The sequence below is a fragment of the Alloyangia pacifica genome (assembly GCF_003111685.1).
Classification (GTDB): domain Bacteria; phylum Pseudomonadota; class Alphaproteobacteria; order Rhodobacterales; family Rhodobacteraceae; genus Salipiger; species Salipiger pacificus_A.
Genome location: NZ_CP022190.1, coordinates 270,519 through 294,217, shown reverse-complemented (window position 1 = coordinate 294,217; position 23,699 = coordinate 270,519). Strand labels below are relative to the sequence as shown.

General features: G+C 68.7%; 22 protein-coding genes. 6 read left to right on the top strand and 16 right to left on the bottom strand.

Annotated features, from left to right (window positions below; genetic code table 11):
* Nucleotides 1-15 precede the first annotated feature (15 nt).
* Genes CEW88_RS14355 through CEW88_RS14345 form a run of 3 tightly spaced genes read right to left on the bottom strand, consistent with a single transcriptional unit; the run spans nt 16 to nt 2,923 of the window.
* Complete coding sequence (locus CEW88_RS14355; RefSeq protein WP_108968266.1) at nt 16-801, bottom strand: ABC transporter ATP-binding protein; 786 nt, start codon at nt 799-801, stop codon at nt 16-18.
* Nucleotides 798-1,841 carry a FecCD family ABC transporter permease gene (locus tag CEW88_RS14350; protein ID WP_108968264.1) on the bottom strand — a complete coding sequence of 348 codons (1,044 nt, stop codon included), beginning with the start codon at nt 1,839-1,841 and terminating at the stop codon, nt 798-800. Before CEW88_RS14350 ends, CEW88_RS14355 begins: the two co-directional genes overlap by 4 nt.
* Nucleotides 1,838-2,923 (bottom strand): ABC transporter substrate-binding protein, encoded by a 1,086-nt coding sequence (locus CEW88_RS14345; protein WP_108969827.1) that lies wholly within the window; start codon nt 2,921-2,923, stop codon nt 1,838-1,840. Before CEW88_RS14345 ends, CEW88_RS14350 begins: the two co-directional genes overlap by 4 nt.
* Nucleotides 2,924-3,070: 147 nt before the next feature.
* Here CEW88_RS14345 and CEW88_RS14340 point away from each other — a divergent pair, with 147 nt between their 5' ends.
* Nucleotides 3,071-3,946, top strand: a complete 876-nt coding sequence (locus CEW88_RS14340) for an alpha/beta hydrolase (RefSeq protein WP_108968262.1) — start codon at nt 3,071-3,073, stop codon at nt 3,944-3,946.
* A 21-nt stretch (nt 3,947-3,967) separates the two neighbouring features.
* Here CEW88_RS14340 and CEW88_RS14335 read toward each other — a convergent pair whose 3' ends face one another.
* From CEW88_RS14335 to CEW88_RS14315, 5 genes are all read right to left on the bottom strand, one after another.
* A complete protein-coding gene (locus CEW88_RS14335) occupies nt 3,968-7,834 on the bottom strand; it encodes a non-ribosomal peptide synthetase (protein ID WP_108968261.1) in 3,867 nt (1,288 codons plus the stop codon).
* 1 nt (nt 7,835) lies between these two features.
* Complete coding sequence (locus tag CEW88_RS14330) at nt 7,836-8,072, bottom strand: phosphopantetheine-binding protein (protein WP_217626467.1); 237 nt, start codon at nt 8,070-8,072, stop codon at nt 7,836-7,838.
* A complete protein-coding gene (locus tag CEW88_RS14325) occupies nt 8,069-9,697 on the bottom strand; it encodes a (2,3-dihydroxybenzoyl)adenylate synthase (RefSeq protein WP_108968259.1) in 1,629 nt (542 codons plus the stop codon). The genes CEW88_RS14330 and CEW88_RS14325 overlap by 4 nt, the downstream gene beginning before the upstream one ends.
* 134 nt (nt 9,698-9,831) lie before the next feature.
* Entirely contained in the window at nt 9,832-10,251 is a 420-nt protein-coding gene (locus CEW88_RS14320) for a DMT family transporter (protein ID WP_108968257.1), read from the bottom strand.
* Nucleotides 10,248-10,751, bottom strand: a complete 504-nt coding sequence (locus CEW88_RS14315) for a DMT family transporter (RefSeq protein ID WP_108968256.1) — start codon at nt 10,749-10,751, stop codon at nt 10,248-10,250. Before CEW88_RS14315 ends, CEW88_RS14320 begins: the two co-directional genes overlap by 4 nt.
* A gap of 331 nt (nt 10,752-11,082) precedes the next feature.
* Here CEW88_RS14315 and CEW88_RS14310 point away from each other — a divergent pair, with 331 nt between their 5' ends.
* Genes CEW88_RS14310 through CEW88_RS14290 form a run of 5 tightly spaced genes read left to right on the top strand, consistent with a single transcriptional unit; the run spans nt 11,083 to nt 13,990 of the window.
* The gene (locus CEW88_RS14310) at nt 11,083-11,514 is read left to right on the top strand and encodes a hypothetical protein (protein WP_254694512.1); all 432 of its coding nucleotides are present in this window, start codon (nt 11,083-11,085) and stop codon (nt 11,512-11,514) included.
* The gene (locus CEW88_RS14305) at nt 11,511-12,164 is read left to right on the top strand and encodes a MotA/TolQ/ExbB proton channel family protein (RefSeq protein WP_108968252.1); all 654 of its coding nucleotides are present in this window, start codon (nt 11,511-11,513) and stop codon (nt 12,162-12,164) included. Before CEW88_RS14310 ends, CEW88_RS14305 begins: the two co-directional genes overlap by 4 nt.
* A gap of 25 nt (nt 12,165-12,189) precedes the next feature.
* Nucleotides 12,190-12,549, top strand: coding sequence for a biopolymer transporter ExbD (locus tag CEW88_RS14300; RefSeq protein WP_108968250.1), 360 nt, complete (start codon nt 12,190-12,192; stop codon nt 12,547-12,549).
* Nucleotides 12,549-12,935 carry an ExbD/TolR family protein gene (locus tag CEW88_RS14295; protein WP_108968248.1) on the top strand — a complete coding sequence of 129 codons (387 nt, stop codon included), beginning with the start codon at nt 12,549-12,551 and terminating at the stop codon, nt 12,933-12,935. Before CEW88_RS14300 ends, CEW88_RS14295 begins: the two co-directional genes overlap by 1 nt.
* Nucleotides 12,932-13,990: an energy transducer TonB family protein gene (locus CEW88_RS14290; RefSeq protein WP_108968247.1), complete on the top strand. Its 1,059-nt coding sequence runs from the start codon at nt 12,932-12,934 to the stop codon at nt 13,988-13,990. Before CEW88_RS14295 ends, CEW88_RS14290 begins: the two co-directional genes overlap by 4 nt.
* A 13-nt stretch (nt 13,991-14,003) precedes the next feature.
* Here CEW88_RS14290 and CEW88_RS14285 read toward each other — a convergent pair whose 3' ends face one another.
* From CEW88_RS14285 to mmsB, 8 genes are all read right to left on the bottom strand, one after another.
* A complete protein-coding gene (locus CEW88_RS14285; protein ID WP_159099613.1) occupies nt 14,004-14,753 on the bottom strand; it encodes an autoinducer binding domain-containing protein in 750 nt (249 codons plus the stop codon).
* Nucleotides 14,754-14,837: 84 nt separating this feature from the next.
* The gene (locus CEW88_RS14280; protein WP_108969823.1) at nt 14,838-16,625 is read right to left on the bottom strand and encodes a TRAP transporter permease; all 1,788 of its coding nucleotides are present in this window, start codon (nt 16,623-16,625) and stop codon (nt 14,838-14,840) included.
* A 90-nt stretch (nt 16,626-16,715) separates the two neighbouring features.
* Complete coding sequence (locus CEW88_RS14275; RefSeq protein WP_108968243.1) at nt 16,716-17,672, bottom strand: TAXI family TRAP transporter solute-binding subunit; 957 nt, start codon at nt 17,670-17,672, stop codon at nt 16,716-16,718.
* 149 nt (nt 17,673-17,821) lie between these two features.
* A complete protein-coding gene (locus tag CEW88_RS14270) occupies nt 17,822-18,868 on the bottom strand; it encodes an aldose epimerase family protein (RefSeq protein ID WP_159099612.1) in 1,047 nt (348 codons plus the stop codon).
* Nucleotides 18,855-19,790, bottom strand: a complete 936-nt coding sequence (locus tag CEW88_RS14265) for a Gfo/Idh/MocA family protein (protein WP_108968241.1) — start codon at nt 19,788-19,790, stop codon at nt 18,855-18,857. Before CEW88_RS14265 ends, CEW88_RS14270 begins: the two co-directional genes overlap by 14 nt.
* A complete protein-coding gene (locus CEW88_RS14260; RefSeq protein WP_108968239.1) occupies nt 19,790-20,665 on the bottom strand; it encodes an SMP-30/gluconolactonase/LRE family protein in 876 nt (291 codons plus the stop codon). Before CEW88_RS14260 ends, CEW88_RS14265 begins: the two co-directional genes overlap by 1 nt.
* On the bottom strand, nt 20,665-22,416 hold the full coding sequence (araD, locus tag CEW88_RS14255) for an L-arabinonate dehydratase (protein WP_108968237.1): 1,752 nt from the start codon (nt 22,414-22,416) through the stop codon (nt 20,665-20,667). The genes CEW88_RS14260 and araD overlap by 1 nt, the downstream gene beginning before the upstream one ends.
* A 42-nt stretch (nt 22,417-22,458) precedes the next feature.
* Entirely contained in the window at nt 22,459-23,697 is a 1,239-nt protein-coding gene (mmsB, locus tag CEW88_RS14250) for a multiple monosaccharide ABC transporter permease (protein WP_108968236.1), read from the bottom strand.
* Between the last annotated feature and the right edge of the window lie 2 nt (nt 23,698-23,699).

The window sequence follows — 23,699 nt, the reverse complement described above, 5'->3', positions numbered from 1 at the left end:
AATCTCTCCTGAAAATCAGGGCTGCGAGAGCCCGTCGACCATGACCATCACCCGCCCTTCCGAGCAGCGCTCGACCCGCGCGTCAATGCCATAGACCTGCGACAGGCTCCGCGGTGTCAGCACGTCCGAGGGCGCGCCCGAACCGCGCAGGGCGCCGCCTTCCAGCAGCACCACCCGGTCGGCCCATTGCGCCGCCAGCGCCAGATCGTGCAGCACGGCGATCACGATGCGCCCCTCGCAGGCGAGCTTTCGCGCCTCCGACAGCAGCTGGAACTGCCGTGCCAGATCGAGCGCCGAAGTCGGCTCGTCGAGCAGCAGGAGCTTCGGATCGCGGATCATCGCCTGCGCCAGCCCCACCGCCTGCCGCTGCCCGCCAGAAAGTGCCGCCATCGGGCGCAGCGCCAGCTCGGCCAGACCGAAGCGCGCCAGGACCTCCAGCGCATGCCGCCCCGCCGCAGGGCCGCGCAGCGCGCGCCCCGCGAGACCGCCGCCCGCGTTCATCGCCACCATCAGGCTGTCAAGCACTGTCAGCGCCGAGCGGCTCTCGAGGCTCTGCGGCATGAAGCCCACGAGCCGGGCCTGCTCGGCGCGCGGCAGGGCGTGCAGCGCCCGACCTTCCAGCGTGATCTCTCCAGTCGAGGGCAGCAGCCCGGCGATCGCCCGCAGCAGGGTCGATTTGCCAGCCGCATTCGGCCCGGCGATCACCGCGAATTCCCCCATGGCGAAGGGCGGCAAACTCAGCCCGTCGATCACCCGGCGTGGACCACGCGCGACGGTCAGGTCGCGAATATCAAGGCTCATCGCGCCTCCCTCCGCAGCACGAGAGCAAAGAACACCGGCAGGCCGACCAGCGAGGTCACGATCCCCACCGGCAGCAGGATCCCGGGCACCAGCAGCTTCGAGGCAACCGAGGCGAGCGACATCAGCAGCGCCCCGGTGAAGAGGCTTGCCGGCAGCAGAAAACGGTGATCCTCGCCCACTGCCATCCGCGCGATATGCGGCCCGGCGAGGCCGACGAAGCCGATCACGCCGACCATGGAGACCGACGCCGCCGCCAGCAGGCTCACCCGCACCAGCGTCCAGCGCCGCAGGTGCGCCACATCGAGCCCGAAGCCCTGCGCCTGATCGGCCCCGAGCCGCAGCGCCGTCAGCCGCCACGACGCGGCGAGCGAGAAGGGCAGGCAGGCCGCCAGCACAAGTGCCAGCATTGCGATGCCCTCCCAGCGCGCGTTGACGAGGCTGCCCATGGTCCAGAACACCAGCTGCTGCAGCGCATCCGGCGAGGCGACAAATTGCACCAGCGCCAGCAGCGCCGCGGCGGTGAAGTTGACCGCAATACCGAGCAGGATGACCACCTCGGAGCCGCCGCCCCGCAAGACGGATGCCAGCTGCAGCAACCCCAGCGCAAGGAGCGCGAAGACAAAGGCGTTGCCCGACACCGACCAGAGCACCGGGATGCCCGGCAACGACAGCCCCAGCACGATCGCCACCCCCGCGCCAAGCGCCGCCGAGGCCGAGATGCCGAGCGTGAAGGGTTCGGCCAGCGGGTTGTCGAGCACGGTCTGCATCTCGGCCCCCGAGAGTGACAGCGCCGCGCCCACGAGCAGCGCCATGATCGCGACCGGCAGGCGGACCTGCCAAACGATCACCTCCGCGGCCTTCGGCACCTCGCCCGCCCCGGTCAGAGCGCCAAGCACCTGCCCGAGTGGCAAGCCCGACGGCCCCGAGACCAGATCGAGAAGCACCGAAAACCCCGCGCCCAGTCCCAGCAGGGCGACGAGCAGAACCCGGCGCTGGCTGCGCCGCGATTGCTCGGCAAGGATCGCCTGGACCGCGCTCATTCGGCAGGGGTCCAGTAGCTTCCGGTTATCTCGACCGGCGAGAAGCGATCCTCGAACTCGGCGATGGTGGCCATCGGGTCAAGATCCGGGAAGAGATCCGGGTGGAAGCGTTTGGCCAGCGCCTCGATCAGCGCGATATGCGCCGGGAAATCGTTGAACAGGTGCCAGATGCCGATCGCCCGCCCCTCTTGCACCGCCCGGAGGTCGGCGAAGCCGGGGGTGGCGAGCAGCGCGGCGAAGCTCTGCGCCGCCGTCTCTGCGCCGATCCCCGCGCCCAGCACCAACCCGCCGCGGGCCTTCATATGCGCGCCGCCGGTGGCGAGGTAGACATCCGGGTCCGAGGCCAGCAGGTTCTCCAGCCCGACGTTGCCCATCACCCCGGGCACGCTGTCACGGCCGATGTTGTAGCCTCCCGCGGCCTCGACGAACTCGTCAAAGACCCCCGGCCCCACGGTAGCGCAGCAGTTGGTCGGCGCGGCATGCACGTGGATGAAGACCCGCGGCGGCGCGGGCTGAGCGGCCTTCAGCGTGGCCCGGACCTTGTCGAGGTGGCTCTGGTAGAAGCCGGCAAACGCCTCTGCCCTCTCTTCGGCCCCGGTCAGCGCGCCGATCAGCCGCAGGCTCGGCAGGGTGTTCTCGAGCGGTGCGGTGAAGAAGTCGACAAAGGCCACCGGAATGCCCGCCGCGTCCAGCTGGCGCAGCGGCATCTCCATCTGCGGGTCCGTCGCGTCCATCAGGCTCAGCAGCACGAGGTCGGGCATCAGCGCGATCGTGCTCTCGACCGAGAGCAGACGGTTGCCTGCCCCCACCGGCGCCACGTCAGCCAGCGCCGGGAACTTTGCGAGATAGGCCTCATAGGTCGCCGGATCGAGTCCCTTGTCCTGCCGCCAGCCCGCCAGCAGCGCCACCGGGTCCGCGTGCAGCATGCCCAGCACCGCAAGATGCCGCCCCTCGCCCAGCACGATCCGCCGCGCCGGCTCTTCCAGCACCACCTCGCGTCCGGCCAGGTCGGTCACGCGAATCTCGGCGCGCGCCGCGCCGGTCCCGAGCAGCAGCGACGCCAGAACTATGGAAAGACCCATCAAAAGCCAGCTCGAGGTAAGAATGCACGGATGCCTGAGACGCGGCGTCATGAGAGTCCTTTCTTCGGCATGATCGGCCATTGCAGCCGGGGCCAAGGGAAATTACTTGAGTGGTATTGTCAACTAATAAGCCCGAGAGCGGATCTCATGTGCGAAACTGCCCCGCAGACCCCGTTGCCGCCGCATCGCGGACGGGACGCCACGCTGGAAATCCTCACGACGCCAGTCTCTTCGCACGTCCTCACCAGTCGCGTTCTGCCCCGCGAAACCTGCGGCCCGGACGCTCCCGACGTGCCCGCAACGCGGCTCTTCCTTGCGGTTCCCAAGGCGCCCGCGCCGGAGAGAGGTTGGCCGATCCTCTACCTGCTCGACGGGAATGCGGCCTTCGACTTCCTGACGGCCGCGCTGCTCGAGGGAGCACCCGGGCTGATTGTCGCCGGGATCGGTTACGACACCGACAAGCAGTTTGCCCGCAACCATCGAATCTTCGACTATTCTCCCCCCGTGGCGCCCGGCGCCGCGCCGCGGCCCGACCCGCACCACCCCGAGCGGCGCGCCGGCGGCGCCGAGGCCTATTTCGCCCGGCTGACCGGTGGCATTCGCGCCGAGGTCGAGCATGGCCTGTCGGTCGACCCCGCAAGGCGAACGCTCTGGGGGCACAGCTTCGGCGGGCTCTTCACGCTCTTTACCGCGCTGACAAGGCCCGACAGCTTTGCCCGCTTCGCCGCAATCAGCCCGTCGGTCTGGTGGGACGAGACGCTGGTCGCCCGGCTTGTCTCGCAGCGCGGCATCGCCGCAGGCCCGCCTCGGGCGCTGCACTTCGGCATGGGCGACAAGGAGAAGCGCACCGGCAGCGCCGGGCCGCAGCCCGACGGACCGCCCCCGCCCACCCTGCGGATCATCGAGCAGCTTCGCGGTGCGCCCGCCGGGCTAGAGATCTCGGCGCAGGTCTACCCCGGCGCGGTGCATATCGCCTCGCTCCCGGCCTCGCTGCCCGGGACGCTGGCGTTGGCGGCTCGGTAGAAAGCGAAACCGGGCCCTGGCTCAAGCCCTCTCCCGCAGCAGCGCCTCGGCCTGCGCCATGCGCACCGAGAATTCCGGCCCCAGTGCCTCGGCCGCAACCTGCGAGACCATCTCGGGATGCAGCAGCGGCAGATCGAGCGGCTCGACCCGCGCGGCGTGGGCGCCCCAGAGCCCGGCATGCAGGTCGCGCCCGGCGTGGTCTCGCGCCGCACGCACATGGGTGAGCGTGCCCGAGTAACGCCGGTGTTCATGGCCCCGGATCAACCGGTTGGTGCCGGTAACCAGCAACACCACCGCGTCGAGCACCGCCTCCGGCAGGCTGCCGAGCGGCGTGCCGCCCTGCTTGAGAAAGCCCACCACCGCCGCGCGGCTGTCGAGTTCGGGATGGCTGTCCGGGTCGTGACCGGCGATGGCCAAGAGGGCGCGCAGCGCCTCGGCGTCCGAAAGCTGGGGTTCGGCCCGCCAGCACTCGGCGGGGTAGCTGTCGAGCAGGGCGACAAGCCCCGGCGCGCGGCCGCGCGTCGCCAGCTCCACCGCGGCTTCCTGCGCCAGGATACCGCCCACCGACCACCCGGCGAGGTGGATCACGCCTTGCGGCGCCTGCGCCTCGATCCGGTCGGCGTAATCTACGGCGAGCCTGCGCAGGGTGCCAGGCAGCGGCGCGCCGGTCAGCAGCGGCGACTGCACGGCGAAGACCGGGCGCGGCGTCGTCAACGCCCGCGCCAGTCGCCGGTAGCCCCAGCCGAGCCCGCCCGCCGGATGCAGGATGAAGAGCGGCGCGCCCTCCCCCTCGGCCAGCGGCAGCAGCGGCGCGAGCCCGGCCTGCGCCGTCTCCGCCATCTCGAGCGCACGGGCGAGCTGGGCAAGCCCCGGGGTTTCGAAGATCTGCCCAAGCCCCGGATCCTGCCCGAAGGTGGCCTCGATGCGGAAACTGAGGCTCAGCGCGGTCAAGCTGTCGCCGCCAAGGTCGAAGAAATCCGCCTCCCGGCTCGGTGTCTGGGGCAGGTGCAGCACGTCACGGTAGAGGGCGGCGAGACGCTCCTCGACCGGGCCGACCGGAGGTGTGCCGACGGGCATCTTGAGCACCGGCGCGGGCAGCGCCTTGCGGTCGAGCTTGCCCGAACTGGTCATCGGCCAGCTCTGGAGCGCCACCACCGCAGAGGGCACCATGTGCGCGGGCAGCGCGGTCGCCAGTTCCGCCATGAGCGGCGCGCTATCGAAGCGCGCCCCCGTCAGCACATAGGCCACGAGACGCGGGTCCGCGCCGCCGTCGGCGCGGGCGATCACCACCGCATCGCGCACCAGCCCCGTCGCCTTGATCGCGCCCTCGATCTCGCCCGGCTCGATGCGCATGCCGCGGATCTTCACCTGGTGATCGGCCCGGCCCGCGTAGACCACCGCGCCGTCGGGCCGCAGATAGGCCAGGTCGCCCGTCGCGTAGAGCCGCTCACCGGGACGGAAGGGATCGGGGATGAAACGCTCCTCGGTCAGGTCGGGGCGGCCGAGGTACCCCCGCGCCAGCTGCACCCCTCCGAGGTAGAGCTGTCCGTGCACCCCGGGCGGCACCGGGCGCAGGCGCGCGTCGAGCACCTGGACGCGGGTGTTCCACACCGGGAAACCGATGGGCAGCGGCAGGCTGTCGTCCTGGGGGGCGGCATCCCAATAGGTCACGTCCACCGCCGCTTCGGTCGGGCCGTAGAGGTTGTGGAGCTGGGCCGTTACCCGCGCGTGGAACCGCGTGCGGTGTTCGGCGGTCAGCGCCTCCCCCGAGCAGAAGACGCGGGTCAGTGAAAGCCCCTCGGAGGCCGGGGCCTCGAGGAAGGCCGAGAGCATCGAGGGTACGAAATGCATCGTGGTGATGCCCTGCGTGCGCACCAGCCGGGCTATGGCCGAGGGATCGCGATGCGCACCCGGCTCGGCAAAGACCAGCGTGCCGCCGCAAAGATAGGGCAGGAACAGCTCCCAGACCGAGACGTCGAAGGTGGTCGGCGTTTTCTGCAGGATGCGATCCGTGGTATCGATACCATAGTGGTCGCGCATCCATAGCAGCCGGTTCACGATCGCGCGGTGCTCGATCATCACGCCTTTGGGCTCGCCGGTGGAGCCGGAGGTAAAGAGGATATAGGCCAGATCGTCCGGCGTGGTGCCGGGCTCCGGTGCCGCGCCGGTCGCGGGCCATGACCCGGGCGCAAAGGCGGCCATGCCCCCGGCGTCGAGATCACCCTCTGCCAGCAGCGCGACCGCGCCAGTGCGCTCGAGCAGCGCGGCAAGCCGCGCGGGCGGATTCTCGGGGTCGAGCGGCACATAGGCGGCGCCGGCGCGCAGGATGGCCACAAGCGCGACGGCCAGATGTTCGGAGCGCGGCAGCGCCGTGGCCACCACCTTGCCCGGCCCGGCGCCCTGCGCGCGCAGCGCGGCGGCAAGCGCGGCGGAGCGGCGGTCCAGCTCGGCGTAGCTGAGCGTCTTCGTGCCATAGACAACCGCGGGCGCCTCGGGCGCGGCGCGCATCTGCGCGAGGATCAGCTCGGTGAGCGTGGTCTCGGGAAACTCATGATCGGTGGCGTTGACCTCCCCGACCGCCCAACGTTCTTCGTCCGCCGTCAGTGTCGGCACCTCGGAGAGCCGCTCAGCCTTCAGCGCCGCCGTCAGGAACGCTGCCAGCCGATCGAGATGTCGCTGCGCCGCGTCAGCCGAATAGAGCGCCGGGTTGCTGTCGATCTCCAAAGACAGCAAGGCGGTCGCGTCGCCCCGGAAGGTGGCGGTGATATCGTCCACCGCCCCGGCCCCGAGAATATGCAGATGCGCCTCGAGCCCAGCGAAGCGCGGCGGCATGTCGAAGGGCTGGACGTTGATCATCGGGCCGTAAAGCCGCGCGTCGATGGCGGTGCGCCGCAGGTCCCGGCGCAGCTGTTCCGACCGATAGCGGCCATGCTTGCGCAGCGCGCCGAGCCGCCGCGCCTCGGCTTTCAGCAACTCGGGCAGCGGCCTGTCCTCGTCGGGGTCGCAGCGATAGGGCAGAACGTTCATCCACATGCAGGGTACGCGGGCCGCTCTGGTGCCCATGCGGGCCATGAAGGGCAGGCCATAAACCCGCTCGCCCGCACCCGAGACGCGCGAGAAATAGGCCCCGCTGAGCACCGTGAGCACATCGGGCCAGCCGACGCCCGCCGCCTTGGAAACGGAGTTCAACGCCTCGCAAAACTCGGGCGGCAGGTCCAGCCGGGCGCGGTCGAAGCGCGCCGAGGTGACCGCGCGCCCCTCGGCGGGTCCGGCGACCGTCTCGAGGCCCCGCATCTCGGCCAGCCAGAAGGCGGCATCGGCGGCCCGGCGGTCGGACTGACGATAGGCTGCGTCGTCCTCCAGAACCGGGTCCAGCGCCGGGAAGGCAGCGGGGGTCTTGCCCGTCGCCTCTGCGGAATAGATCTCGCCCACGCGGTTGGTCAGCAGCACGATGCCGAAGCCATCGGTGGCAAGATGGTGGATGCGCTCGTACCAAAAGGCCCGGCCCCCGCCGAGGAGGTAGAGCACGAAGCGCCCGGCTTGTTCGCCGGCAAGATCCACAGCGCGGCCACTGTCGGCCATCATCCGGGCCCGGGCCTCTCCCACGGGATCGTCCAGCCCCGAAAGGTCCACCATTTCGAGCCGCGGTCCCACCTCTGCGAGCCATTGCCGCGGCGCGCCGCCCTGCATGCCGAAGCGGAGGCGCAGCGCCGGGCTCTGAGCCGCCGCCGTCTCGAAGGCGCGGGCGAAGCGGTCCACGTCGAGCGGGCCGAGCAGCTCGATGTACTGGCCGCAGTTGAAGATCGGGTTCGCGCGGTCGAGCGCCTGTGCATACCACAGGCCCTCCTGCGCCTCGGTCAGCGGGAAAGCCGCGCGCCCCGTCGCCATGTCAGGCCCCGGCGTGCTGGGCCGCGACCACGCCCCACCAGGCGGCGAAGGTCTGGTGCTCCCAGATCTCTGAGAGATCCGCCTTTTCGTCGGCCTCCTGCCAGGTCATGACCAGCGACATGAGCCGCATGGAGTCGAGCCCGAGATCGAAGAGATTGGCCTCGGCGGTGATCTCCTCCGGGGCGATCTCCAGCGCCTCGGCAATATCGGCGCGCATCTTGTCCTGCGTAAGGCTCACGCGGTCTCTCCTTTTTCCAGGTATTTATCTTTCAGCGCGGCGCGCAGGGCCTTGCGGCTGACCTTGCCCACTGCGGTGGTCTCGAAAGCGGGCACGAAGACGATCTGGTCGGGCACCTTGAACTCGGCGATGCCGCGGCTGCGGACAAAGGCCTTGAGGTCCTTTGACTGCACCTCGACCGCATCGCTACGCACCACGAAAGCGCAGGTCTTCTCGCCGAGGAACCGGTCGGGCACCGAGACCACCGCGGCGTCGAAGACAGCTTCGTGGGCGATCAGATGATCCTCGACCTCCTCGGCCGAGATCTTCTCGCCGGCGCGGTTGATGTGATCGCCTGCCCGGCCGCGCACCTCGAGATAGCCGCCGGGCAGGCGGCGCACCACGTCGCCGGTGCGGTAGAACCCATCGGCAGTGAAACTGCGGGCGTTGGCCGAAGGCTCCTCGTGGTAGCCGCGAATGGTGTAGGGCCCTCGGGTGTAAAGGTTGCCGGGTTCGCCCTCGGGGACCGGATTGCCTGCGTCGTCAAGCACCAGAACTTCGTCGTCGGCGCTGATCGGCCGGCCCTGAGTATTGATGATGATCTCTTCGGGATCGTCGAGCCGGGTGTAGTTCACCAGCCCCTCGGCCATGCCGAAGACCTGCTGCAGCGTGCAGCCAAGCAAGGGTCGCACCCTCGCCGCCGCCTCGGGGATGAATTTCGCGCCGCCGACGCCCAGCACCTCAAGGCTCGAAAGGTCGTGCTTGCTGCGCGGCGCGGCCTGCATCCACAGGAGCGCGAGGGGCGGCACGAGGCCGGTGATCGTGACGCCATGCTCGGCGATCAGCCTGAAGGCGACCTCGGGCTGCGGGTTGGGGCTCATCACCACCGTGCCGCCCGCGTGCAGGGTGCCGAGATAGCCTGGAGAGCTCATCGGAAAGTTGTGCGCGGCGGGCAGCGCGCACAGGTAGACGCTGTCGGCGCTCAGCCCGCAAATCTCGGCCGAGGCGCGGACGCTGTAGAGATAGTCGTCGTGAGTGCGGGGGATCAGCTTCGGCAGGCCGGTGGAACCGCCGGAGATCTGCAGGAAGGCGACCGCGCGCGGATCGCGCGCGACCGGGGCGGCGAGCCCCTGGTCGCCGAGACTGCCGAGGGCGGTGAACTCTGCGGCCTCACCCGCCACGATCACATGCACGACGCTGTCGATCTCGGCCAGCACCTTGCGCGCCATCGGCAAGTAGTCGAAACCGTCGTGCCGGTCGGCAACCACATAAGCGCGGGCGCCGGACTTGGCGGCAAGGTGCAGCACTTCGGTCTCGCGGTGCGCGGGGAGCGCGTAGACTGGCACCAGCCCGGCGTAGAAAAGGCCGAAGACCGCGACGAGGAATTCGGCGCGGTTCGGCAGCTGCACAAGCACGCGCTCGCCCGGCACCAGCCCCAGACCTGCGAAGCCCTCGGCAGCGATGCGGGCGCGGCGGGCCAGCTCGGCGTAGCTCCAGCGGGCCTCACCGGCGACCAGCGCAAGGCGCGCGCCGTGAGTCGCCTCCAGCCGGTCCAGCATCTGACCGAAGGTCTCCCCCTGCCAATAGCCCTTGTCCACATAGCGTTTCGCGAAGTCTTCGGGCCAAATCTGCTGGGGGATGCTCATGGTCTTGTCGCCTCTGACTGTTCCTGCACCGCGCGTCGGATCGCGCCTTTGCGCTACCAATCATTACAAAAACAGTCAACTTACAAGCCCGTGTATTTGAGTCGGGAATTCTGCGCCTTTCCCTGACGCGTGCTTCAGCCTCTCCGGCTCAGGTAGACCCCCACCAGGATCAGGGCGACCCCGGCGAGCTGCATCCAGAGCACCGCCTCGACCCCGCGCAGCAGATCCAGAGCGACGCTGGAAAGCATCTGCCCGGCGACCAACAGACCGCCGGTCAGCGCCGCACCGAGCCGCGGGATGAGCCAGCTGCCGCTGGCCACGAAGACCACACCGATTGCCCCGCCCACCCAGGCGAACCAATGGGCGGAGGCCGCCTCGGCGGGCCAGAAGCTCCCCGCGATCAGCGCGCAGGGCACAAGCACCGCGAAGCCGACAAGGTGGTTCCAGAACGACGACTGCATGGCCGAGGTCGAGAGCGCGAGCCGCCCGTTGAGCTGGCGCGACAGCGCCACCAGCATGCCCGAGCAGAGGCCGAGAAGGATCATCCAGATCATGCCGCGCCCCCCCGTGCGAAGATGATCAACAGCGTGCCCCCGACGATCGCCGCCAGAGCCAGCAAGTCATTTCGCCGCGGCAGCCGCCGCTCGAGCCCCAGCGCGCCGGTGGCGTCGAAGAGCAGCGCCAGCAGCACCTGACCGGCGAGCCCCAGCGCCATCGTACCGGTCAGCGCCAAGGACGAGTTCACCACCACCGTCGAGACGACCACCGTCAGCGCGCCTGAGATGCCGCCGAGATACGCCCAGAGCGGCGCCCGACCCACAGACACGCGTGACTGTGCCGGCTTGCGGAGCCGGAACAGCAGGAGCAGCACCACAGCCACCATCGTGCCGACGCCATGGGCGGTCAGCGAGGCAAAGATCGGCGTCGTATGCGCGGCCATCATGCCGTTGCTGAGCAGCATGAGCGTCAGCAAGCTTCCGGCGCAGAGGGCGGCAAGGATCTCGAAAGGGTGCGGCCGGCGCGGCTCTGCGGCGGGAGGTATACGGGCAGCCATGGTCTGTCCTGCTGTCTGGAGGGCACTTGCGACCTCCTTACGCTGCGGAAGTGGCGGAGGTAAGCCCCCGGTTGCGCGAGATATTGCACTGCGCGGCACGAGCGCCTCCCGCCGCCCCGAGTATGCCCTGCTGGCGCGGCGGCTTCGCCGGGAATGGGCGTGTTCAGCCCAGCCCCTAGGGAAGCTTTATTCTGGATTAATTTAGTCAGGTATTGAGCATCGCTTGCGTTCGTGCCAGACAGAGCGAGAATGGAGTCCTATCTCCCCGTGCATGCCAGCCTCCGGACCCCCGCGGGCGAGCCCTTCTAGCCAAAGTCAGGAGACCCAAGTTTTGCGTATTCTCCGCATGACCCTGCCGCTTCTCATGCTGCTGCCGGTGCCGCTCGCCGCCCAGCAGGCCGGGACCGGCACTGCCGGAACGCTCTCGCTCGAGCTCAACACCACCAAGAGCGTCGAGAGCGGCTGCCAGCTCAGCTTCCTCATAGAAAACGGCCATGACACCGACATCGACGCGGCGGTTTACGAGACCGTGCTGCTGAACACCGAAGGGCAAGTCGACCGGCTGACCCTCTTCGATTTCGGCGCCCTGCCCGCCGGCCGTCCGCGCGTGCGTCAGTTCGTGGTGCCCGGCGCTGGTTGCGAGGGCCTCGGACAAATTCTCATCAATGGTGCCAACCGGTGCGAGGCGGGCGGCACCGAGTCGAACCTTTGCACCAAGGGGCTCGAGCTTAGGTCCCGCAGCGACGTGGAGGTGATCGGATGATCGATACGATCCTGGACGGCCTGCGCCGCATCGCCGACCTCGGCGGACCGGTGGTTCTGCTGCTGGTCGCCATCTCGCTGCTGACGCTGGCGGTGGTGCTCTACAAGCTCTGGCAGTTCGCTGCCTCGGGCGTCGGCCGCCACGCAGCGCTGCGCGAGGCGGTCGACGCCTGGGACCGCGGCGACCGCGCCGGCGCGCGCGAGGCGCTGAACCGCTCGCGCTCCTACCTGCGCCCGGTGATCGATATGGCCATGTCCGGCCAGACCGACCCGGCACGGCTCGAAGCCGAGGCCGAGACCCGTTTCGCCCGGCTCGAAAAAGGGTTCCGCCTGCTCGACTCGGTGTCGCAGTTGGCACCGCTGCTGGGTCTCTTCGGAACCGTGCTCGGGATGATCTCGGCCTTCCAGTCGTTGCAGGACGCGGGCAGCCAGGTCGACCCGTCGATCCTTGCGGGCGGCATCTGGGTGGCGCTGCTGACCACGGCGGTCGGCCTCGTCGTCGCCATGCCCACCGCCGTGATCCTGAGCTGGTTCGAGGCGCGCATGGAATCTGAGCGCGTGCTGGCCGAGCGCGCGGTGCACACCATCCTGTCGCCCACCGGCAGCACCGCCAAGGCGCGGCTGGCCGAGGGTGCCGCACGCCATGCGTAAGATCCGCCGGCGGCGGAGGCTGTCGATGACCTCGCTCATCGACGTGATCTTCCTGCTGCTGCTCTTCTTCATGCTGACCTCGACCTTTACGCGCTTCGCCGAGGTGGAACTCGCCGCCGCCGGATCCGGGGCCACCGCCGCGGACACCCGCCCGCTGTTCCTACAGCTTGGGCCCGAGACGGTCCGGCTCAACGGCGCCGAGATGACCCTCGAGGAGCTTCCGGCCAAGCTGGGCGAGACGCGGGGCGAGGTCGCCGAGGACACACCCCCGCAGCCGCTCATCGTGGCGCTGCGCGGCGAGGTCTCATCGCAACGGCTGACGGATCTGCTGGTGGCCCTGCGCGGCGTCAGCGGCTTCCGCGCCGCGGTTCTGGGAGCATCGTGATGCGCCGCAGGAAACAGAAATCCGAGCGCGAACCAACGATCGCGCTGATCAACATCGTCTTCCTGATGCTGGTCTTCTTCCTCGTCGCCGGCACCGTCGCGCGGCCGCTCGACCCGGCGCTGAACCTCGTGCACACCGCCGATCTCGAAGGCGCCGCGCCCGCCGACGCGCTGGTGATCAACGCCGATGGCAGCATGTCCGTCCGCGGCGAGGCGATCGAGGCGCCCGAGGCCTTCCTCGAAGCGCTCGGCGACGAGGCGATGACGCTCGCGCGCCTCGTGCCCGACCGCGACTTGCCCGCCGCAAGGCTGGTGGAGATCGGCCGTGCCCTGCGTGCCGCCGGGGCCGAGAAGGTGATGATCGTCACCGAAAGGGGGCTTGAATGATCGCATCCTCGCGCAAGGTGAAGCTGGCCGCCGCAATGCTGGCGCTTTCTGCTCATGGCGGCGCCTTGCTGGCGGTGATGCCGCCGAAGATGCAGGCCGAGATGGAGGGCATGGCCGGTGGCAGCGACCTCGCCCTCGGCACGGACTTCGCCGACATGGCCGTGGGCACGATCAGCGCCGATCCGGTCGAGGAGACTGCCGAGACGGTCGAGCCTGACCAGCCGGAGCCGATCCAACCGCAGCGGATCGAACAGGCGCAGCCCGTTGCCCCTCTGACCGCACCCGTGCCCCCTCGCGAGGCCGAGCTGACCGCCGCCCTGCCCGTGGTTCCCCCGCTCGAGGCCGAGCCGGTGCTGCCAGTCGCGCCGGTGGCACCGGTCGAGCCCGAGGACCAGCCCGAGCCTGAGCTTCTGGAGGCGCAGCCGCCGCAGACAGTAGATACGCCCGAACCGGAGATCGCCGATCCCGCCAAGCCCGAGCCGGAAACGCTCACCGCCGAGGCCTCGGAACCCGAGACGCTCGCCGCCGAAGAGCCCGAGCCCGAAGATGTCACCGAGACCGCGCCGGAGCAGTCCGCGCGTCCGAAACTGCGCACACCCGATGTCGCGCAACGCGCGCGGGAGCCCGAACCGCAGCCCCAACGCAAGCCCGAGCCAGCCCCCGAGCCGCGCCGTCAGGCCGCGCGTCCGCAGGGCAATGCCGAGCAGAACGCCACCGCCGGGGCCGCGACCGGTCGCGCCGGAGGCAGCTCGGCCACCGCGGGCAACGGCGGCAAGGCGCAGGAGGCCGGCAATGCCGCCGTCAGCAATTACCCCGGGCTGGTGATGCGCAAGCTCTCGCGGGTGCCGCGGCCCCGGGTGAATGCGCGCGGCGCGGCCGTCATCGCCTTCAAGGTCTCCGGCAACGGCGGTCTTGTGGGAGCCTCGGTGGCGCGCAGCTCCGGCTCGGCGACGCTGGACCAGGCAGCTTTGCGTGTCGTGCGCAGCGCCTCGCCCTTCCCCGCGCCACCGGCGGGGGCGCAGACGAGCTTCACGATCCAGATCAAGGGACGGTGATCGGGCGCCGCGCTCAGAGCGAGAGCAAGCCCCGCGCCATGGCCATTGACAGCGCCTGCTCCGGCGCGGCGACGCCCAGCGTCCTGCAGGCGCTGAGCAGGTGGCGGGCGGCCTCTTGCTCGGTGATCGTGAAGCGCTCCGCCACCTCATGCAGCCGCAGCCCGTGCGCAAGATAGCCAAGCACGTCGCGCTCCCGCGCGCTCAGCTGCGCCCAGGGCGACTCGCAGATCCATTCCTGGGCGGTCTCCTCGCCCGGCGGCAGGATCGCGTCGTTGAGCATCGCCGAGATCGCGCGGAACGCCCGCGCCGTTCCCCGACCGTACAAATCCTTCGGGTCGCTGGCGCAACCAAGCACGATGGTGCGCTCGCTGGCACCGACGATCCAGGTCTGGGTGAGCAGATAACGGTACTCGAAGTCCATCAGGCAACCATACAGATCGCGCTGACGCGTGCCGCCCGACCGGCGGTACCTCTCCGAGACATCGACGAATTGCCTCATGACGCCCGCCTTGCAGGCGGCCAGGACGGGATCGACTTCGTGGAAACGGGCCTGATGGTAGTGCCGCAGCCAGCGCATATCCATGGAACTACGCAGCCACGCCAACTCGCGCGAGTCGCGCATGATCGCGCCGCAATTGAGGTCCGTGGCCCCGATCCTGCGCCCGATCCGCACCGCCGCATCCCAGGAGTCCTGCGCGCTTTGCGCCCCTGCAAGGGTGTCAGCCGTGTCGATCAACAGCTTCGCGTAACGAGTCGAAACCATGTCACTCACGTCTTTGTTTGCGTATCCCACCTCAATGTGAACACGGGATTGCATTTAAGGCCAGAGAGAAAGTTCCCGTAGCGTCTAAAGCATAGGTTGAAGCAGGATTCCGCCGAAGACGATAGCAAGTCCCAAGACGATGCAGAGTGCCCTGACAAATGCCGGGCGCCGTCCGATCAGCCCGTGGGAGATAAGTGCCAGGCCAAGGCCGATCCGGACGAAGGCAAAGAGCGCCAGCGCCGGGGCCGTGGTCAGCTTGAGGATGCCCGGGTTGGCGATCATGCCGAGCGGGATGATGTAGAGCCCGATCCCCAGCGCCATGGCGGTGCCCGCCACCTTCACCCAGTTCTCGCCGATCATCCCCGCCGCGATGAACACCGCGCCGCAGACCGGCGGCGTGATCGTCGACAGCAGCGCAAACCAGAAGACGAAGAGATGCGCCTGCAGCGGCGCGAGGCCGAGCTGGGTCAGCGCCGGTCCCGCGATCGAGACGCAGATCACATAGGCCGCGGTGGTCGGCACCTCCATGCCCAGCACGAGGCAGGCCAGCGCGGTGAGGATCAGCGATGGCCAGAGCAGGCCGCCCGAGCCCGACAGGATCAGCGAGGTGATCTTGACCCCGAGGCCCGTCACCCCGAGCACGCCGATCACGATCGAAGCGCAGAGGATGATCGCGGCGATCATCGCAACCTGCTTGGCCGAGTTGAGCAGCGCCTCGGTGACGCGCTCCGCAGTCTGGCGCGGGTCGAAGGTCAGCCGAGCATTGGTCAGCAGCAGCAGCGCGCCCGCGAGGATCGCGAGGCAGGCGGCGTATTGCGGCGTGTAGCCAACTCCGAACATGCCGATCATCAGCACGGTGAAGGGCACGAGGAAGAACAGCGCGGTGATCACCACGTCGCGCTTCGCCGGGCGGTCCTCGTCACGGATGCCCTTGAGCTCGAAGCGCGTGGCATAGGCGTTGATGCCGACCCAGACCGCCCAGAAATAGAGGATCGCCGGCAGGATCGCCGCGCCCATGATCTGCGTGTAGGGGGTGCCGGTCAGCTCGACCATGACGAAGGCTCCTGCCCCCATCAGCGGCGGCATGATCTGCCCGCCCGAGGAGGCCACTGCCTCGACCCCGGCGGCCAGCCGCTTGGGGTAGCCGAGCCGGCTCATTGCCGGCAGGGTGATCGCGCCGGTGGAGGCGACATTGGCGCTGGCCGAGCCCGAGATCGAACCGAAGAGGGCCGAGCTGAGCACGGAAACCTTGGCCGCGCCGCCGGTCAGCCGCCCCGCCGCGGCGGCGGCAACGTTCATGAAGCCCTGCCCCGCCTCTCCGGCATTGAGGACAGCGCCGAAGATCACGAAGATCGACACCACGCCGACGGAGACCGCGGTGAGTGATCCCCAGATCCCGCCCTCGGCGATGGTCATCGTGCCGAGGAAGCTCTGGATCGGCGTGCCGGCGTGGCCGAATTCGCCCGGGATGTGCTGGCCGAGAAGCGCATAGGCGAGCGCGATCACCGCGACCAGCGGCAGCGGCCAGCCGATGGCCCGCCGCGCCGCCTCGATCACGCAGAGCAGCAGCACCGCCGCGACGCCGATCTGGAAATTGCTCTCGAGGAACCCGTACTGGTCGCCCAGCATCTCGTGGTTGAGCGCGATCCAGCCCGCGGCACCGACGCCCAGAACGGTCAGCACCACGCCCGAGATCACCTGCCAACGTCCGGTTGCGCCGAAGAGGAAGACCCAGGGCAGGATCACCGCCATGTGCAGCGGCCGGCTGACGAGATTGGGCACGAGCCCCGAGAACACCAGCCCGAGGTGAAAGACCACGACCAGCGCCGCCAGCCCGATCCACACCGCCCGCTGCCATGCCGCTTGTGGCATTTGCGTCTCAAGCCCCATCACCTGCCCTCGTCTCAATGAGCGCGGGCCGGACAGAACTGCCCGGCCCGCCTGCCTTGTCTTTCCGCCGGGTTACTTCTGCGCGTCGCTCAGCGCAATGCCCGCTTCCTCGTAGTAGCGCACCGCACCGGGGTGCAGCTTGCCGGTCACGTTCTCGAGCAGCGCCGCATCGACGCCGGTCCACCAGGGCGACTCCTCGCCCATGCGCGCCTTTTCCTCCCAGAAGGTCTTGGTGAGCTGGTAAGCGGTCTCGTCGTCCATCTTTGTGGTGGTGTAGGTCACCACCGGCAGCGAGGTGGTGGCGATGTCCGCGTCCTGACCGGCATAGGTGCCCGCCGGGATCACCAGCTTGGCGCGGCCGGTTTGCGCGACCTGCTCATCGGTCAGCGACAGCACGGTCACATCGGTCGAGGCAGCGGCCTCGACGACGTTCGGCGCCGGGAAGCTGCCCGCGGTGACGAACCCGTCGATCTGGCCGTTCTTCAGCGCCGGTACGGCGTTCGACAGCTCGACATCGGCGATCTTAACCTTGCCGTCGAGGCCGAAGAGACCAAGGTATTTCTCGCCCTCTGTTGCGCCGAAGCTGCCCTTGCCGAGCAGGATGTTCTTGCCGTCCATGCCGGCGAAGTCGGTGACGCCGCTGGCCTTGGACATGACGAAATGCATGGTCAGCGAGGGCAGCGGGAAGAGCGCGCGGATCTCGCCGAAGGCGGGGGTCTCCTTGCCCTCGAAGGCGCCCTTGCCATCACGGGCCGCCGCGACCAGCGCGGGCGGCGAGGTGAAGACGTAGTCGCCGCCGCGGGCGCGCACTTCCATCACGTTCTGCTGGCTGCCCTGGCTTTCCTCGACGGTGACGATCACGCCGCCGTCGGTGCCCGCCTTCATCGCCTCGGCGATCTGCACGCTCATCTGGTAATAGGAGGAGCCCGACTTCGCCGCCTTCAGCGTGACCCGGGTTTCCGCCTGCGCCGGCACAGCTGCCAGCAATGCAAGCCCTGCCGCCAGCGCGGCCTTGCCAAGAAAGTTCATTTGTCCAGCTCCTCCAAAAGCTTCGCGTGACATAGACACCGCGTGTCCCGTCGGGTCAAGCAGATGCCTTGCGCGGGCTGCGCCCCCGTCCGGGCGCCCCCAGCGCGAGGATGACACAGCTCACGCGGCTCTTGCGAGGGGTTCCCGCCTCAGCGGATGCCGAAGGTAAAGCTCATCTCGGCGCGGCGGGTCTCGCCCGGGCGCAGCACGGGACTCTGCGCGCCCCAGCTCTCGGGCATGTTGATCGCGTCGGGCCAGATCTGCGGCTCGAGGCAGATGGCGTCATGCTTGCGCGCGGCGTAGCCACCCTTGCCCGGCACCGAGCCGTCGAGGAAGTTGCTGGTATAGACCTGCAGCCCCGGCAGGTTGGTGGTCATCCGCATCAGCCGTCCGCTGGCGGCATCGTGCAGCTCGATCTCTCCGGGATCGAGGCAAAGGCAATGGTCATAGCCATCCAGGGCCCCCGAGCGCACCGCGGTCAGCGGTTGCCGCCCCTCGCGGAAGTCGAAGGGGCTGGCACCGACCGGTGCGACGCCGGATGGGATGAGCGCCTCGTCCACTGTCAGGTAGCGCGAGGCTGGCACCTTCAGCCGGTATTCGAGCGCCGAGCGCGGCCGATCCGGCAGCGCCGAGAGCCCCGCCAGAGCGAAGAAGCTGTGGTTGGTCATCGAAACAATGGTCGGCGCCTCGGTCTCCGCCTCGTAGGTGATGCCAAGGCAGGGGCCTGCAGGCGTCTCGCGCAGCGTGTAGGTCGCGCGGGCTGTCAGCGTGCCGGGAAACCCCTGGTCCCCCGCCTGGCTAACCGTCTCGAGCGTCACCGAACCGTCGCCCATCTCGGCCACTGCCCAGTTGCGCCGATCGAACCCGTCGGGCCCGCCGTGCAGCGTGGTCTCTCCCTCGTTCTGCGCCAGCTGGTAGCCGTGCCCGTCAAGTTCGAACCGGCCACCGGCGATGCGGTTCGCCACCCGTCCCACCGAGGCGCCGAAGAACATGCGGTTGTCGAGATAGCCTTGCAGGTCGTCGAACCCGAGGACGATGTCATCCAGCCGGCCCTCGCGGTCGGGCACATGCAGCGATTTCAGCGTCGCGCCGTAAGTCAGCACCTCGGCACGCGCCGCGCCCGCGCGCAGCACAATGCGCTCGACCGGGGTGCTCGAGCGGACGTGGCCGACGGAATGGCGCTCAGGGATCGTCATGGAAGGCCTCGACACGGGTCTGGGCGCCCAGCAGGAAGGCATCGGCCACCAGCTGCAGCGGCGCGAGGTCGACATCGGACTCGCCCGCCGCGATCAACTCGGCGAACCGGGCGTAGAGACGTCGGTACTCGCGGTCCTCGGCCGAGATCCGCGCCTCGCCGCCGACGAAGAGCTTCGCCCCGCCCTCGCGCAGCAGCACGTCGGGGCCGTCGGTTTCCACGAGGATGTCCCAGGTCTGCGGGCCCGTCTGCCGCCAGTCGAACTCGGCCGCGATTGGCGCGCCGGAGGCGGTTTCCATCTCGAGCTTCGCGGCGATGGGGGCCTGCTTGTTCTCGGGAACGTCGAGCTGCGCGGAAAGGGGGTGCACCGGTTCGGGCAGAATGCGCGTGAGGATCGACAGCGCGTTGATGCCCGGATCGAACACGCCAAGGCCGCCCGGCTGCCAGATCCATTCCTGCCCCGGGTGCCAGTGGCGCACGTCTTCCTTCCAGGTGATCGTCGCGCGCTTGACCGTGGCCCCGGCCAGCAGATCCCGCGCGTCTTCGACCGCCGCCGCCTCGCGCGAGTGCCAGGTGGCAAAGAGCGTCACGCTCTTGTCGCGCGCCAGCCGGGCCAGCCCCTCGACCTCCGAGACGCTCGCGCCCGGCGGTTTTTCCAGCATCACGTGCTTGCCCGCATGGATCGCCGCCGCGGCCTGGGCGAAACGGCCCTGCGGCGGGGTACAGAGCGACACGGCCTGCAGTCCCGGCGCCTTGGCGATCATCTCTTCGATGTCGTGGAAAGAGGGCAGCGTGTCATGCCCGGCATGGCGACTGGCGATGGCGGCCAGCTTCAGCGCCGGCACATCCTCGAGCGAGGGCAGGTGCTGGTTGCGCGCAATGGTGCCGAGGCCGACAAGGCCAAGCTGGATCGGATCGGTCATCAGGCGTCTCCCGTGTCGAGGATGAAGGCGGGTTCCGCCCTGCCCTGCCCTGCGCCGAGCTCGGCAAAGACCGCGCCGGAGTGCGGCGCCTCTGCCAGCGCCTCGCGGCCGAGGCCCTGCGTCGCGCTGGTGCAGTAGAGCGTGGTGAAATCGGGCCCGCCGAAGGCCGGGCAAGTGCTGTGCGGCGCGGCGAGCTCGTGGCGCGCGCCGAGCTTGCCATCCGGCGATATCTCGATTACCGCGCCCTCCCCCCAGAGCGCCAGCCAAAGATTACCGGCCGCATCGGTCACCGCGCCATCGGGCCTGAGCCCGGTATGGCTGAAGTCGACGAAGACCTCGGGCGCTTCGCTGGGCCAGCCCGCCTCGTCCAGCGCCACGCGGAAGAGCAGCTGCGCATGGGTGTCGGCGAAGTAGCCGCAGCCGCGCGCCGCATCGAAGCAGAGGGCGTTAGGGATCGAGATGCCGTCGGCAATCTTGCGCAGGGCTCCGCCATAGTGGCGGTAGATCGTCCCGGCGTGGGGTTCGGCCTGCTTGCCCATGGTGCCGATCCAGAAGCCGCCCCAGGGATCCGCCCGCCCGTCGTTCGAGCGGGTCACCTGGTTGTCCTTCTCGAGATCCGCGAGATGCCCGAAGACCCCGGTGGTCAGGTCATACGTCCAGAGCCCGGTCTCGGAGGCGATCAGCAGCCGGTCGCGGTCGATCCAGGCCGCCGCCGAGCACATCTCGGTAAGTGGCACCGCGCGGGTGTGCCCCGAGGCCGGGTGGTGCGACAGCAGACGCCTGCCGATGATGTCGAACCAGAAGAGTTCCTCGCGCAGGGGATGCCAGAGCACCCCCTCGCCAAGCGCGCAGATCCGGGCGTCGAAGATCTCCATCAGTGGCTGTCCTTGCCTACGTCGTTGCCGCGGCAGCCCTTCAGGAAGTCGAGATCGGCACCGGTGTCGGCGCCCTCGACATGGCTCTGGTGCAGCCAGGCGTAGCCGGAGCCCGGCAGATCATGCGTCGGCTGCCATGCGGCAAGACGCGACTCCAGCTCGGCCTCGGGAATGTCGAGGTGCAGCAGGCGGCTTTCGACGTCGAGCTCGATCATGTCGCCGTTCTGCACCACCGCCAGCGGCCCGCCCGCCGCTGCCTCGGGCGAGGTGTGCAGGATCACCGTGCCATAAGCGGTGCCCGACATGCGCGCATCCGAGATGCGGATCATGTCGGTGATGCCCTTCTTCAGAACCTTCGGCGGCAGGCCCATATTGCCGACCTCGGCCATGCCCGGGTAGCCCTTTGGCCCGCAGTTCTTCAGCACCATGATGCAGGTCTCGTCGATGTCGAGCGCGTCATCATTGATCTTGGCCTTGTAGTCGTCGATGTCCTCGAAGACCACGGCGCGACCCTTGTGCTTGAGCAGATGCGCCGAGGCCGCCGAGGGCTTCAGCACCGCGCCCTTGGGCGCGAGGTTGCCGCGCAGCACGGTGATGCCGCCCTGCTGGGTCAGCGCCTTTTCGAGCGGCAGGATGACGTCCTCGTTGTGGTTCACGACGTCCTTGACCTCGTCCCAGATGCTGAGCCCCGAGACCGTCAGCGCATCCTTGTGGAGCTGGCCGCTTTCGCCGAGGCGCTTCAGCACCACGGGCAGGCCGCCGGCGTAGAAGAATTCCTCCATGAGGTATTTGCCCGAGGGCATGAGGTTGACGATGGTCGCCACGTCGCGGCCGCAGCGGTCCCAGTCATCCAGCGTCAGGTCGATGCCGACCCGGCCCGCCAGCGCCAGCATGTGGATCACCGCATTGGTCGAGCCGCCGATCGCGCCATTGGTGCGGATGGCGTTCTCGAAGGCTTCCTTGGTCAGGATGTCCGACGGCTTCAGATCGTCCTTCACCATCTGCACGATGCGCCGGCCCGAAAGCTGCGCCATGACGCGGCGGCGGCTGTCCACCGCCGGGATCGCGGCGTTGCCCGAAAGCGCCATGCCGAGCGCCTCGGCCATCGACGCCATCGACGATGCTGTGCCCATGGTGTTGCAGGTGCCCGAGGACCGGGACATGGATTGCTCCGCCTCGAGGAACTCCTCCTGCGTCATCTCGCCGGCCTTCACCATCTCGGAGAATTTCCAAAGGTGCGTGCCGGAACCGACGCGCTCGCCCTGGAAATAGCCGTTCAGCATCGGCCCGCCGGTGACTACGATCGACGGCACGTCGCAGGAGGCGGCGGCCATCATCAGCGAGGGCGTGGTCTTGTCGCAGCCCACCATCAGCACCGCGCCGTCGATCGGCTGGCCACGCAGCGTTTCCTCGATGGCCAGCGCCGCGAGGTTGCGGAACATCATCGCCGTCGGGCGGAAGGTGTTTTCCGACGCGGAGAAGACCGGCACCTCGACCGGGAAGCCGCCGGCCTCCCAGACGCCGGCCTTCACCTTCTCCGCCAGCTCGCGCAGGTGGCCGTTGCAGGGGGTGAGATCGGACCAGGTGTTGAGGATGCCGATGATCGGCCGCCCGTCGAACAGGTCGTGCGGGTAGCCCTGGTTCTTCAGCCAGCCGCGGTGATAGATCGTGTCGCGCGAGTTGCCCGAGTACCAATGGGTCGAGCGCAGCTTGCGCGGCCAGGGGGCGGGAGTGAAATCCTTGACGGACATGGGTGCCTCCGGTGCGGCTTGTATTGGGGCTGAGCGCGCGGCTCAGCCCTGTTTGGATTTGTTGTAGACGTCGAAGATCACGGCGGCGAGCAGCACCAGGCCCTTGATCATCTGCTGGTAGTCGATGCCGATGCCCATGATCGACATGCCGTTGTTCATCACGCCCATGATGAAGGCGCCGACCACCGCGCCGACGATCTTGCCCGAGCCGCCCGCCATCGACGCGCCACCGATGAAGACCGCCGCGATCACGTCGAGCTCCATGCCGAAGCCGGCCTTGGGGGTCGCGGTGTTGAGCCGTGCGGCAAACACCAGCCCTGCCAGCGCCGCCAGCACGCCCATGTTGACGAAGGCGAGAAAGGTCAGCCGCTCGGTCTTGATGCCCGAGAGCTTGGCCGCCTTGCGGTTGCCGCCAAGCGCGTAGATGCGGCGCCCGATCACGGTTTTCTGGGTGATGAAGGCGTAGATGATGATCAGCACACCCATGGTGACCAGCACGTTGGGCAGGCCGCGGAAGGTGGCGATCTTGAAGGTCAGGAACAGCAGCGCGCCGCAGACGATGGCATTGCGCACCCAGAAGAAGTTCGCGGGCTCGCCCTCGATGCCATAGGCCTTGTCACGGGCACGTTCGCGCAGGCCGAGCCAGACGATGGCGACGGCGGCGATGATGCCAACGCCCATTGCGAGCAGGTTGAAGTTGCGCGATCCGGCGATCTCGGCCAATCCGGCGGTCATCTCGCGCGGGAAGAGGTCCGGCACGAAGCCGGTCGAGAGCATCTGGAAGCCCGGCGGGAACGGGCCTACCGACTGCCCCTGCAGCAGCCAGAGCGAGGCGCCGCGGAACACCAGCATCCCGGCCAGCGTCACGATGAAGGACGGGATCGACCAATAGGCCACCCAATAACCCTGCGCCGCGCCGATGAGGCCGCCGACGACGAGACAGGCGAGGATGGTCAGCGGTACCGGCCAGCCCCAGTGCACAATCATCACCGCCGCCAGCGCGCCGATGAAGCCGAGCACCGAGCCGACCGAGAGGTCGATGTTGCCCGAGACGATGACGATGAGCATCCCCAGCGCCATGATGATGACGTAGCTGTTCTGCAGGAACAGGTTGGTGATGTTTACCGGGCGCATCAGCGTGCCGCCGGTCACCGCCTGGAAGAACACCATGATGGCGATGAGCGCGAAAAGCAGGCCGTATTCACGCATGTGGTTGCGCAGGTAGTGCTTCAGGCCCTGGCCTTCGGACTGCCCTGCGGTTTCTGCCGTTTGAGTGGACATGT